Origin of the sequence: Bradyrhizobium sp. Gha, assembly GCF_900113735.1 — a bacterium.
Classification (GTDB): domain Bacteria; phylum Pseudomonadota; class Alphaproteobacteria; order Rhizobiales; family Xanthobacteraceae; genus Bradyrhizobium.
In genome coordinates this window covers 87292-99604 of the sequence record NZ_FOQM01000008.1, presented here as the reverse complement: position 1 = coordinate 99604, position 12313 = coordinate 87292, and the positions used below count along the sequence as shown (strand labels likewise).

At 64.4% G+C, this 12313-nt stretch carries 10 protein-coding genes; 6 read left to right on the top strand and 4 right to left on the bottom strand.

The features are described 5' to 3' along the window. Positions 1-4: 4 nt before the first annotated feature. On the bottom strand, positions 5-1087 hold the full coding sequence (locus tag BM222_RS13535; protein WP_092228743.1) for a COX15/CtaA family protein: 1083 nt from the start codon (positions 1085-1087) through the stop codon (positions 5-7). 110 nt (positions 1088-1197) lie between these two features. Here BM222_RS13535 and BM222_RS13530 point away from each other — a divergent pair, with 110 nt between their 5' ends. After that, complete coding sequence (locus tag BM222_RS13530; protein ID WP_018320088.1) at positions 1198-1419, top strand: DUF2842 domain-containing protein; 222 nt, start codon at positions 1198-1200, stop codon at positions 1417-1419. Here BM222_RS13530 and BM222_RS13525 read toward each other — a convergent pair. Continuing rightward, positions 1403-2452: a polysaccharide deacetylase family protein gene (locus BM222_RS13525; RefSeq protein WP_092228742.1), complete on the bottom strand. Its 1050-nt coding sequence runs from the start codon at positions 2450-2452 to the stop codon at positions 1403-1405. The two genes, BM222_RS13530 and BM222_RS13525, sit on opposite strands and share 17 nt — an antisense overlap. Positions 2453-2578: 126 nt before the next feature. Here BM222_RS13525 and BM222_RS13520 point away from each other — a divergent pair, with 126 nt between their 5' ends. Beyond that, positions 2579-3760 carry a GNAT family N-acetyltransferase gene (locus tag BM222_RS13520; protein WP_092228741.1) on the top strand — a complete coding sequence of 394 codons (1182 nt, stop codon included), beginning with the start codon at positions 2579-2581 and terminating at the stop codon, positions 3758-3760. Positions 3761-3805: 45 nt separating this feature from the next. On the opposite strand, the gene BM222_RS13515 is transcribed toward BM222_RS13520, so the two are convergent. Next, the gene (locus BM222_RS13515; protein WP_092228740.1) at positions 3806-6037 is read right to left on the bottom strand and encodes a GumC family protein; all 2232 of its coding nucleotides are present in this window, start codon (positions 6035-6037) and stop codon (positions 3806-3808) included. A 198-nt stretch (positions 6038-6235) separates the two neighbouring features. Between BM222_RS13515 and BM222_RS13510 the strand changes: the two genes are divergently transcribed. The 3 genes from BM222_RS13510 (at position 6236) to BM222_RS13500 (ending at position 10445) form a co-directional block, all read left to right on the top strand. Beyond that, positions 6236-7369 (top strand): glycosyltransferase family 4 protein, encoded by a 1134-nt coding sequence (locus tag BM222_RS13510; RefSeq protein WP_092228823.1) that lies wholly within the window; start codon positions 6236-6238, stop codon positions 7367-7369. A gap of 117 nt (positions 7370-7486) precedes the next feature. Then, positions 7487-9034 carry an undecaprenyl-phosphate glucose phosphotransferase gene (locus BM222_RS13505; protein ID WP_177243194.1) on the top strand — a complete coding sequence of 516 codons (1548 nt, stop codon included), beginning with the start codon at positions 7487-7489 and terminating at the stop codon, positions 9032-9034. Between the two features lie 154 nt (positions 9035-9188). After that, entirely contained in the window at positions 9189-10445 is a 1257-nt protein-coding gene (locus BM222_RS13500) for an O-antigen ligase family protein (RefSeq protein ID WP_177243193.1), read from the top strand. Here the strand turns inward: BM222_RS13500 and BM222_RS13495 are convergent. Next, a complete protein-coding gene (locus BM222_RS13495; RefSeq protein WP_244547117.1) occupies positions 10414-10896 on the bottom strand; it encodes a MarR family winged helix-turn-helix transcriptional regulator in 483 nt (160 codons plus the stop codon). The two genes, BM222_RS13500 and BM222_RS13495, sit on opposite strands and share 32 nt — an antisense overlap. Positions 10897-11043: 147 nt before the next feature. Here BM222_RS13495 and BM222_RS13490 point away from each other — a divergent pair, with 147 nt between their 5' ends. Next, entirely contained in the window at positions 11044-12240 is a 1197-nt protein-coding gene (locus tag BM222_RS13490; protein ID WP_092228736.1) for an FAD-dependent monooxygenase, read from the top strand. The last annotated feature ends 73 nt before the right edge of the window (positions 12241-12313 follow it).

Sequence of the window (12313 nt, the reverse complement as noted above, 5' to 3'; positions counted from 1 at the left end):
GTGATCAGCCGGGCTGACCGAGCGGAACCGCACGCGGCTGCTCTTGCGCGCTCTGCCGCGACGCCAGCCGCTCCGCCTGGATCACCGCCAACGTCAACACGACGATCGCTAAGGCTTGGTGCGACAGCGCAATGTCGATCGGCACCTGATTGAGCAGCGTGAGGATGCCGAGCACCGCCTGCACGCTGACGGCTGCGAGCAACCAGAGCGCGCCGCTTGCCGCTGAACCAGCATGTGAGCGCACCGCGTCGAATGCGTGCAGCGCCGCCAGTGTGAACAGCAGGTAGGCCGTCATGCGGTGCTCGAACTGCACCGTCAGCACACTGTCGAACATGTTGCGCCACCACGGCGTCTCGAACCACAGCCGTTCCGCCGACGGAATGAACGCGCCGTCGATCAGCGGCCAGGTGTTGTAGGCGCGCCCTGCGCGCAGGCCCGCGACCAGCGCGCCGAAATAGATCTGGATGAAGGTCACGATCACCAGCACCGCGCCCGTGAACCGCAACCGCGCCGGGACCGAAATCTGCGGCCGATCGGCAAGCCGCCGCACCGTCCAGACGATCCCGGCAAAGATCAGCAGCGCCAGCACCAGATGGGTCGCCAGCCGATATTGCGACACCTCGACCCGCTCGGAGAGGCCAGACGCCACCATCCACCAGCCGACCGCCCCCTGGAGACCGCCGAGCGCGAACAGCAGCCACAGTCGCCGCTTCAACTCACCGGAGAGACCGCCGCGCCACAGGAAGAACAGGAACGGCAGCAGATAAGCGGCGCCGATGCAGCGGCCGAGCAATCGGTGGCTCCATTCCCACCAGAATATCTGCTTGAACTCGGACAGACTCATGCCGGCATTGAGTTCGCGATATTGGGGAATCTTCTTGTAGGCCTCGAAGGCGTCGGTCCACTGCGCCTCGGACAGCGGTGGAACACTGCCGGTGACCGGCTTCCACTCGACGATCGACAGGCCGGATTCCGTCAGCCGCGTCGCGCCGCCGACCAGCACCATCAGCGCGATCAAGGCGGCCACCGAGATCAGCCACCAGCGCACGGCGCGATGCGGATTGGTCGGGGCGAAAACCATCGTCATTTCAGGGGTGAAACCAAGCCTTGAACCGAAGAGACTTGAACCGGACTGCGTGCCCCTTATAGTCCCCCGCTCCCGCAGCGCAAGTTACGCGAAAGCCGCATTTTTCCGCCATGACGATCCGCACCCGCAAGTTCCTCGGCGCCATCCTGCTCCTGGTGCTGGCCACTGTCTGGGCCCTGCTCGGCATGGCGGCAGCACAAATGCCGTGGATTGCCGAGTCCGGCTGGCGTCAGGCGATCTATTACGTGGTCGTCGGCATGGGCTGGGTGCTGCCGGCAATGCCGATCGTGAGCTGGATGCAGCGGCCCGATCGCGTCAAGTCCGGCTCGTAGCGCTGCCCGTCGGTTTCACCGGCGCAAAGGCGACACCGGAGACCAGAACGCGCATGATCCGCAGCGAGCGCACGCGTCCGTCCCAGGAAATCCGCGGCAGTGCGCGCAGATTGGTGCGCCCTTCCGCGTCCACGATGCCAGGGATGGTCGAGACCGCGCTGGCAAAGCCCGCCTCCTCCGCCATCACGACGTGGTTGCGCCGGAACGAGGAGCGATCGCCGAACGGAAACGCCAGATGCCGGATCTCGCGGCCGAAACATGCTTCCGCCACCGCCCTGCCCATCGTCATCTCGCGCAGCGCGGCCGCGTCTCTCATATTCGCCAGCACGGGATAGTTTACGGTCGCACTGCCGATCGTGACCAACGGATCGGCAGCTAACCTGGCCAGATCCTCCCAATCCATCGACGCCTCGCGCGAGAGCGCGGCGAGATCGATGCTGTAGCGCGCGCAAAGATCTGCGATCGCGGCTGACAAATTGGCCGGCGGCAGCGAGCGCAGCCAGCTCTCGAGATGAGAATACAGCACCTGCTTTTCGGCATTGCTGGTGGCCGTGAAGCGCTGCTCCTGGTCACCCATCATCAGGCTGATGCGGCTCTCGCGCGCGATCACCCGCTCGAGCCCGAGCCACCACGCTTCTCCGACACCATCAGGAAAGGCGGTGGGAACATAGAGCGTGAACGGCACTGCGTGGCGCGTCAGCACCGGATAGGCAAAGCTGATGAGGTCCTTGGGCACGCCGTCGAAGGTGAGCGCCACGAAGCGCCGTTTCTCCGGCAGCGTCACTGCGCGCCGGCAGACCTCGTCCATGCCGAGAAAATCGTAATCCCATCGCTTCAGCGCGCGAATGGCGCGATCGAGGAATTGCGGCGTGATCTCGCTTTCGCGCCGTGGCTGGAATGCGCCGCTCCGCCGCGGCCGCACGTGCTGGAAGCGCAGGATTGCGCCCGCGCCGCGGCTGTGCAGCAAGGGCTGGCCGCTGAACCAGGCCAGTTCGAGCCGCAACCGCTCCAGCCATGTGTCGTCTGATGCCAATACCCACCTTCGCGTCGCCGGCGGCCAGTTCCCTCAGCTATTGTCATTACCCTTTGTTGACATTTATTTGCAAAGGTCGGCCGCAGGCCGAAATACGTATTTTCGTTTTCTCGACAGGTTTCGCGAATGACCATGGCTGCGGCGATGCAAAGCCGGACGGCACAATCGCCAGCGCGTTCGAAAGCGAGCCGGATCGCGCATGTCGACATCATCCGGGATCTCGCCGAGGCTGAATTGGTCTGGCGCGCGCTCGAAGAGCCCGGTCATCTCTTCACGCCCTATCAGCGCTTCGATCTGCTGGGCTCATGGCAGCGATCGGTCGGGCAACGCGAGGGCGCCCGCCCCTTCATCGTGATTGCCCGTGACGCCGAGCACAAGCCGCTCGCGTTGCTTCCGCTCGTGCTGCGCCAGGGCTCCGGTGTGCGCACGGTCTGCTTCATGGGCGGCAAGCACACGAGCTTCAACATGGGTCTGTGGAACGCCGAGTTCGCGGCACAGGCGGTCGCCGCCGATCTCGACGCGCTGATCGCCGCCTTGCGTGACCAGGTCGACGTTCTCGCCCTGACGCAGCAGCCCAGACGCTGGCACGATCGGCAGAATCCTTTTGCTCTCCTGACCCAGCAGCGCGCCGTCAATGGCTGCCCGGTGCTGGTGATGGAGCCGGGCGGCCCGCCCGCGTCGCGGATCAGCAACTCCTTGCGGCGCCGGCTCAAGAGCAAGGAGAAGAAACTCCAGGTGCTCGCCGGTTATCGCTATCATCTTGCAACAGCGGACGCTGACATCACGCGCCTGCTCGACTGGTTCTTCCACGTCAAGCCGGCCCGGATGGCGGAGCAGAAGCTGCCGAACGTGTTCGCTGAGCCTGGCGTCGAGCAATTCATCCGCAGCGCCTGCCTCGCGCCGCGCGGCGACGGCCGCGTCATCGACATCCATGCTCTCGAATGCGACGACGAGGTGATCGCGATCTTCGCCGGTGTCGCCGACGGCCAGCGCTTCTCGATGATGTTCAACACCTACACGATGTCGGAACATGGCCGCTACAGCCCGGGGCTGATCCTGATGCGGTACATCATCGACCGTTACGGCGAGCGCGGCTACCACTCGCTCGACCTCGGCATCGGATCCGATGACTACAAGCGCATGTTCTGCAAGGACGACGAGGACATCTTCGACAGCTTCTTGCCCTTGACCTTGCGCGGCAAGCTCGCGGCAATGGCGATGTCCTCACTCAACCACGGCAAGCGCCTGGTCAAACAGAACCAGATGCTGTTTGACCTGGCCCGCCGGTTGCGCCGAACGTTCGGCTAGCAAATTCGCGTCCGCAGATGCCTGTCTTGCAAGCCTTCCCTAGGCCTATGCCGCGACCACGCGCGGCGTCTCACCGGCATCCGACGGCTGCACCGGCCGCTCCAGCATCTTCACATCGCTGAAGCCGACGGCCTTGAGCTGCTCGCACATCAGCGCACGTGCATCCGCCTCCATCGAGACGTCAGGTACCACGACGGCGCGGGCGTTCGTCGTCAGGAGCTCCGCCGGCAATTCGGAGGCGGCGCCGGCATCGAGCAATACGTAGTCATAGGCGCGCAGCAACGCGTCGACTGCAAGCGTCACCCGGGGCGACTGGAGCAGACTATGATCGAAGCCGGGGCGTCCGGCCATGACCAGATGGAGCCGCGAGAGCCTGTCGCGGGTGATGACCTGGGCAAACGAAGCCTGTCCCTGCATCAATTCGGCAAGCCCCGGGGCCGAGGCGTCGACGGAGATGGCCGCGATAGTCGGCGAAGACGCGGCAAGATCAACCACGACAACCCGCGCGTCGCGAGCCAGATGCCGGGCGAGCGTCAAGGCCGACAACGTGATGGCGTCACCCGGTGCGGTCCCAACCACGGTGACTTTCTTCGCGTTCACGCCGGCAGCCCTCAGGCTATCGGCCAGCTGCGCGATTTCGGCAAATTCGTTGAGCCCGGCATCGGCGGTCATGTCCGGCTGGAGCGGCGCCGGATCCACCTCCACTTGGTCCACCACCGGCTCGCGACGGACCACCGCCGGCGCCAGCGTGGCGACGGTACGCGGCGCGGTCTGGCGCAGGAGTTCACCGGTGACGACGAGACCCGACGAGAGCAACAGGGTCGCCAGCGTCGCGATCAGCACGATCGGCAGCTTCTTCGGATAGGCCGGCGTGTTCGAGACGATGGCACGCGAGATGATGCGACCATCGCTAGGGGCCGTGTCGATGGTCTCGCGAGTGTTGGCCTCGCGGTATTTGGCCAGATACGATTCGAGCAGGTCGCGCTGCGCCTTGGCCTCGCGCTCGAGCGCGCGGAGCTGGACATCCTGGCCGTTGGTCGAGGTCGCCTGCTTCTTCAGCTGTTCCAGGCTCGCCGACAATTCCTGAACGCGCCCGCCAGCGACCCGCGCGTCGTTTTCGAGCGAACGGGCAATCTTGGCAGCCTCGTCGCGGATCTGGTTGTCGAGGTCAGCGAGCTGCGCCTTCAATTCCTTGATGCGGGGATGATTGCCGAGCAACGTCGACGATTGTTCCGCCAATTGGGCTCGCAATGCCACGCGCTGCTGCGATGGCGTGCGCAACGCCTCCGAATTCAGCACCTCGGAGGCCTCGATCGGTTTGCCGCTCTGAAGCATTTCCTTGATCAGCCGCGCCTTGGCCTCCGCATCCGCCTTCAGCGCACGCGCATTGTTGAGCTGGGTGTTGACCTCGCCCATCTGCTGGTTGGACAGGGTCGTGTTGTTGGTGCCGACGAACAGCGACGATTTCGAACGGAAATCCTCGACCTTGGCCTCGGCATCGGAGACCTTCTTGCGCAAATTCTCGATCTCGCCGGCGAGCCACTGGCTGGCGTTCTTGGCCTGGTCCTGGCGTGCGTTCTGCTGGAGCACGAGATAGCCGTCCGCAATCGAGTTGGCGACGCGCGCAGCGAGATCCGGGTCAGCCGACTGGAATTCGACCACGATCACGCGCGACTTGTCGACGGCGTAAGCCTGAAGGCGATCGTAGTAGGCGTCCATCACGCGCTCTTCCGGCGTCATCGAGAACGGGTCGCGGACGAAGCCGAGCAGCGCGGCGAGCGATTTCAGCGGCGAGATGCCTTGCAGAACCGGATCGAATTCCGGCCGCTCGGCAAGCTTGTTCTTCTTGATGATCTCGCGCGCGAGATCGCGCGACAGCACGAGCTGCACCTGGCTGGTGACGGCCTCGGGGTCGAGCGCTTGCCGCTCTTCAGTGCTGCGATCGCTGCTTGGACGCAGGAAGACATTCTCGCGACCGTCGATCAGGATGCGAGCTTCCGATTTGTAGCGCGGCGTAATGAGATTGACGACGGCGACGGATGCGACCAGCGCCAGCACCGTCGGCACGATGATCCAGCCGCGCTTGCGCGCAAGTGCGCCGCCGAGCGCGTGCAGATCGATGTCACCGGATTCGGCCGCAGCCTGTTTTGCGGCGATCGGCGCGGGGCTGGCTTCAACCTTGGGCTTCGTTGCGGGCTTGGCCTCGACCTTGGCCTTCGAAACCGCCCGCTCGATGAGGGCCTTGTCCTTGCCGGCACGCCAGAACGCTAAACGCATCGAACACTCCCGCAGGGCAACGCCAACCATCCACCTCAACGGGGCCGATTACACTCCATTATGGTTGCCGCTGGGTTAATCACGCCCTCGCGCGGACAGCGCATACGCGCTCGTCACCCTTTGTTAACCACGAGACCCCTTAATCCATTTCGATATTTCGAGAACATTGTTCGGCTGCGTCGACCGCTCGTTGTGATCATGCCCCCTTCTCCCGACCAGTCGCTCCGAATCCTGCATGCCGTGCGCGCGCCGGTCGGCGGCATTTTCCGGCACATCCTCGACCTAGCCAACGGTCAGGTCGATCGCGGCCACCATGTCGGGATTCTCGCCGACAGTCTCACCGGGGGCGAACGTGCGGACAAGGCGCTGGCCGAGCTTGCGCCGCGGCTGAAGCTCGGCGTGCACCGGCTTGCGATCCGCCGCGAACCCTCGCCGGAGGATTTCCTGGTGTGGCTGCGCATGCAGCGTCTGATCGCCGCGCTCAAGCCCGACGTCATGCACGGCCACGGCGCCAAGGCCGGCGCCTTCGTGCGGATGCGACGCCGCGCGGACGACACCATCCGCATCTACACGCCGCACGGCGGCTCGCTGCACTACCCGCTCAACACCCTGAAGGGCGAGTTTTACGCGCGCCTCGAACGCACGCTGATTCACGCGACGGACCTGTTCCTGTTCGAGAGCGCCTTTGCCCGTGACACCTACCAGCGCATCGTCGGCACGCCCGGGGGGGTGGTTCACTGCGTCTTCAACGGCGTCACGCCGGAGGAGTTCGAGCCCGTCGTCACGGCCGACGACGCCACCGACCTCGCCTATGTCGGCGAATTCAGGCACATCAAGGGCGCTGATCTGCTGATCGATGCGGTGGCGCTGCTGCACGAGCGCGGCAAGAAGGTCACGTTGACGCTCGGCGGTGACGGCGAGGAGACGGCGTCGTTGAAGGCGCAAGTCGAGCGCCTCCACCTGACGGAGGCAATCCGCTTCATCGGCCACGTCAAGGCGCGCTACGGCTTCTCCAAGGGACGGCTGCTGGTGGTTCCCTCGCGCGGTGATTCCATGCCTTACGTCGTGATCGAGGCGGGTGCGGCCGGCATCCCCATGATCGCGGCGCGTGTCGGCGGCATCCCCGAGATTTTCGGCAGCGATAGCCCGTCCCTGTTCGCCGCCAGCAACGCCGAAGCCATGGCCGAGGCGATCGGCGACGCGCTGGGGGATCATCAGGCTACCGCGCAACGCGCATCCGCGTTGCGCGAGCGCATCTCGGCGCATTTCTCCCAGCAGGCCATGGTCGACGGCGTGCTCGCGGGCTACCGGGATGCATTTGCAAATCATTAACCATCCTTAAGCCGGCTTTAGAGAATCTTCCGATTTGTCCGATACTCGAACTGCCAGGGGATGCACGCCCGGCGCGCAAAGCGGCGTCACGGGTTTTCGGAATGGACGTGGACACGCGTGGAACCGCTCAACGCACGCTCGATGCTCGACGCCGCAACCAGTGCCGCGGCGAAGCCGGCTGAGTCAGCCTTCGTCGAACGCCGTCGTCGGCTCACTCCGGCGGCGCTCGATGTCGTCAACCAGAAGGTCGCCCGCGCCTATTCGCCGATCGTGATCGCCGGGTTTGCGCGCGTCATCGATTTCGTACTGCTGAGCCTGGTCGGCATCGTCGTGTATATCGGTTACGTCGTGCCGGTCGTCGGCTTCAGCTGGGTGTACCCCACGGAAATCGCCGCCGTTGCGACAGCCGCCGTGGTCTGCTTCCAGGCTGCGGACATCTATCAGGTGCAGCTGTTCCGCGGGCAGCTCCGGCAGATGACGCGGATGATCTCGTCCTGGTCGTTCGTCTTCCTGATGTTCATCGGAATCTCCTTCTTCGCAAAGTTCGGCAGCGAAATCTCGCGGCTGTGGCTCGCTGCGTTCTACTTCCTCGGCCTCGCCGCGCTGGTCGCCGAACGACTGATCCTCCGCTCCCTGGTGCGGAGCTGGGCGCGGCAGGGCCGGCTTGACCGCCGCACCATCATCGTCGGCTCCGACAGCAACGGCGAACAGCTGGTCGAGGCGCTGAAGGCGCAAGAGGATTCCGACATTCACGTGCTCGGCGTATTCGACGACCGCAACGACAGCCGCGCGCTCGATACCTGCGCCGGCGCGCGCAAGCTGGGCAAGGTCGACGACATCGTCGAGTTCGCCCGCCGCACCCGCGTCGACCTGGTGCTGTTTGCGCTGCCGATCTCGGCTGAGACGCGCATCCTGGAGATGCTGAAGAAGCTGTGGGTGCTGCCGGTCGATATTCGTCTCTCCGCACACACCAACAAGCTGCGCTTCCGCCCCCGCTCCTATTCCTATCTCGGCAAGGTACCGACGCTCGACGTGTTCGAGGCACCGATCACCGACTGGGATCTGGTGATGAAATGGCTGTTTGACCGTATCGTCGGCAGTCTCGCGCTGCTCGCAGCCCTCCCCGTGATGGCGGTGGTGGCGCTGGCGGTGAAGCTGGACAGCCCCGGTCCGGTGCTGTTCCGCCAGAAGCGGTTCGGCTTCAACAACGAGCGCATCGACGTCTACAAATTCCGCTCGATGTATCATCACCAGGCCGATCCGGCCGCCTCGAAGGTCGTGACCAAGAACGATCCACGCGTCACCCGCGTCGGCCGCTTCATCCGCAAGACCAGCCTCGACGAGCTGCCGCAGCTCTTCAACGTGGTGTTTTCAGGCAATCTCTCGCTGGTCGGCCCGCGTCCGCACGCGGTGCAGGGCAAGCTCCAGAGCCGCCTGTTCGACGAGGCCGTCGATGGCTATTTCGCGCGCCACCGCGTCAAGCCCGGCATCACTGGCTGGGCCCAGATCAACGGCTGGCGCGGCGAGATCGACAACGAAGAGAAGATACAGAAGCGCGTCGAGTTCGACCTCTATTACATCGAGAACTGGTCGGTGCTGTTCGACCTCGTCATTCTCCTGAAGACGCCGATCTCGCTGCTGACCAAGAACGAGAACGCGTATTGAATTGAGTTTCTTCGTCATGCCCCGGTTTGACCGGGGCATCCAGTACGCCGTAGCGCCAGCCGACTTCTCCAACGCGCGCCACGGAATACTGGATCGCCCGGTCAAGCCGGGCGATGACAGCAGTGTTTTGGCATACGATTAGTGTGAGCATCTGATGGCGTATGCGGCAACAGCCGGTGGAATGAAACTAGCCGCACCGGCTGCGCCGGGCGTTCTGGCCCTTCAGCGCGCGCTGGTGTGGCTGGTCGGGGCCTCCGGCGCGATCGTCTTCATCGAGCCGAGCCCCTACGAGATCGCGACCCTGCTCGCCGCCGTCGCCTTCTTCGCCACCGGGCTGCGCTTGCGGCTGGTGCTGATGCCGCTGGTGCTGGCGCTGGTGCTGCTCAATGTCGGCTACACCATGAGCGCGGTCCCGCTGCTCGACCAGTCCGAGGTCGCAAGCTGGATTGCGACCTCCTGGTATATGGCGATCACCGTGATCTTCTTCGCCATGGTCACCACGGAGGACACGGAGGCGCGGCTCGACATGCTGCGCCGTGGCCTCGTGGCCGGTGCGATGGTCGCCTCGCTGTCGGCGATCGCGGGCTATTTCAACCTCGTTCCCGGCGGCCACGATCTGCTGACACTCTATGAGCGTGCGCGCGGCACGTTCAAGGACCCGAACGTGCTCGGCGCTTTTCTGATCCTGCCGGCGCTGTTTGCACTGCAGAGCGTGGTTTCGGACAAGCTCGCCAAGGCCTTCCGCAATGTCATCGCCTTCGGCATCATGTCGCTGGCGATCCTGCTGGCCTTCTCGCGCGCCGCCTGGGGCGGATTGATCCTGACTTCGGCCTTCATGCTGGTGCTGATGGTGCTGACCAGCCGCACCAATGCGCAGCGTTCGCGCATCATCATCATGGCCATCGTCGCGGTGGTGCTGGGCCTGGCGCTGATCGCAGTGCTGCTGTCGTTCGACTCCGTCGCCGAGATGTTCAAGCAGCGCGCGAGCTTCGACCAGAGCTATGACGAAGGCCGCTTCGGCCGGTTCGGCCGGCACATCCTGGGCGCGCAGATGGCGCTGGACCTGCCATTCGGCATCGGGCCGCTGCAATTCCACCGCTTCTTTCCGGAAGACACCCACAATTCCTATCTGAACGCCTTCATGTCCGGCGGCTGGCTCTCAGGCGTGTGCTATCCCGCGCTCGTCTTCACCACCGTCATCACAGGCTTCCGCCACATCTTCGTCCGCGTGCCCTGGCAGCGCGCTTATCTGGCGGTGTTCTCGGCTTTCGTCGGCACGGTCGGCGAAAGCTTCGTGATCGACACCGACCACTGGCGCCACTTCTGGATGATGCTCGGCGCGATGTGGGGCATGATCAGCGCCGCACAGGCCTACAAGATCAGGTCTGACGAGGACGCTTCGTCGGCTTGAGTTTCAGCGCTGGCCTCTTCTCGGGCGGTGTGTCGATCAGCCCCTTCAGCGTCGCCGTCGCAGCAATGATGCTCTTGTAGCCCTCGTTGGCGAAGCGCAGCAGCAGCCGCAGTTCCTCGTCCGAATAGGCATTGAACACCTTCTCCATCGCCTGCTGCATCGGCACGTAGAGTTGGCCGATCTTCATCGCGGTCTCCGGCACGACGGCGATATAGACCTTGCGGCGGTCAGTCTCGTCCCGCTCGCGGCGCACCAGCCCGGCCTTCTCGAGCCGATCGACGACACCGGTGATGGCGCCGGTCGTCAGCCCCGTGACTTCGGCGAGCCGGCCCGCGGTCACGCGTCCCTCGAGATAGAGGATGTCCATGCATTCGAGATCGGAATTGGCAATCCCGGCCACGTTTGCCACGGCTTGTCCGTAGAGCACGCCCTGCGCAGAGGACCTGCGCATTGCCTCCTCCAGTTCAACCAACAACGCCGCGCGCGCTTTCGTCCTTGACAAGGTCGGCCTCATATCTTAGTCGATATATATCTTAGTCGCTAAGAGAATTAGCGACCGTAATTTCTCCTAACACCACGGAAACCTCGGGAGCAAGCAATGTCATTTCGTCCCCGCAAAGCCCTGATCATCGGAGCCGGCATCGCCGGACCCGTTGCCGCGATCCTGCTGCGCCGTGCCGGCATCGAATCGGCAATCTACGAAGCCTGGCCCTATTCGAAGGGCATCGGCGGCGGCCTGCAGATCGCGCCCAACGGAATGCATGTGATGGACGAGATCGGGCTCGCTGACGAGCTGATCAGTCGCGGCTCGATCGCGGAGTCCTTCGACTTCTATTCGCAAGAAGGCCGGCGGCTCGGCTCGATGAACCGCGACATGGCGCGGCGTTTCGGTCAGCCCGCCGTCAACATCTCCCGCGCCGCGCTGAACGAGATGCTGATCGACAAGGCCTGGTGCGCCTGTGTCTCGCTCTATTTCGACAAGCGCCTGATCAAGATCGAGGATCGCGGCGATCAGCCTGTCATCGCCTATTTCGCCGACGGCACGACGGCCGAGGGCGACTTCCTGATCGGTGCCGACGGCGTGCACTCGATCACGCGGCGACAGGTGGTGCCTGATGGTCCCACACCGTTCAACACCGGCCTGATCGGCTTTGGCGGCTTCGTGCCCCATGCGGTCCTCCATGGCCGGGAGATCGGCCGCCACGTCGAGACCACTTTCGGCCAGAGCGGCTTCTTCGGCTACGGATATTGCAGTCCGGACCCGAAGGACGGCGCGATGTGGTGGAGCACGCAGCCGGCGCACGGCATGGATGCCGCGATGTTCCGCGCACTGGACGCGCAGACCTTGAAGCAGCATCTGCGTGGTTTCCATCGCGGTTGGCACGATCCGATCCCTGATATCATCGACGCCGCCGAGAACATCGTGGTCACCGATACGCTCGACGTCGCGACCCTGCCGACCTGGTCGCGCAAGCGCTCGCTGCTGATCGGCGACGCCGCGCATGCAACCAGCCCGCATGCCGGCCAGGGCGCCTCGCTGGCGCTCGAAGATGCGATGCGGCTCGCCCGTCTGATGCAGGAGGGCCAGGAGCTGACCGCTACCTTCCAGGCCTTTGAGGCCGAGCGGCGCCCGCGCGCGGAAAAGATCGTCGCCATCGCCCGCCGCAACGGCAACAACAAGCGCGAGTTGAGCGCCGCCGGCGCGTTCATCCGCAATCAGATGATCAAGTTGCTGTTGCCGCTGGGATCGAAGAGCATGGATTTCATGTACGCCTATGATGCGCGGGCCGCGTAACGACAATCTCGCTGTCATCGCCCGCGAAGGCGGGCGATCCGGTATTCCAGAGACGGCAATGATCGAACCGAGA

What these genes read in the sequence shown, in the direction of transcription:
- BM222_RS13515 (WP_092228740.1), bottom strand. Translation starts at nt 6,037, where the DNA reads ATGCGTTTAGCGTTCTGGCGTGCCGGCAAGGACAAGGCCCTCATCGAG.
- BM222_RS13535 (WP_092228743.1), bottom strand. Translation starts at nt 1,087, where the DNA reads ATGACGATGGTTTTCGCCCCGACCAATCCGCATCGCGCCGTGCGCTGG.
- BM222_RS13490 (WP_092228736.1), top strand. Translation starts at nt 11,044, where the DNA reads ATGTCATTTCGTCCCCGCAAAGCCCTGATCATCGGAGCCGGCATCGCC.
- BM222_RS13495 (WP_244547117.1), bottom strand. Translation starts at nt 10,896, where the DNA reads ATGCGCAGGTCCTCTGCGCAGGGCGTGCTCTACGGACAAGCCGTGGCA.
- BM222_RS13510 (WP_092228823.1), top strand. Translation starts at nt 6,236, where the DNA reads ATGCCCCCTTCTCCCGACCAGTCGCTCCGAATCCTGCATGCCGTGCGC.
- BM222_RS13520 (WP_092228741.1), top strand. Translation starts at nt 2,579, where the DNA reads ATGACCATGGCTGCGGCGATGCAAAGCCGGACGGCACAATCGCCAGCG.
- BM222_RS13500 (WP_177243193.1), top strand. Translation starts at nt 9,189, where the DNA reads ATGGCGTATGCGGCAACAGCCGGTGGAATGAAACTAGCCGCACCGGCT.
- BM222_RS13530 (WP_018320088.1), top strand. Translation starts at nt 1,198, where the DNA reads ATGACGATCCGCACCCGCAAGTTCCTCGGCGCCATCCTGCTCCTGGTG.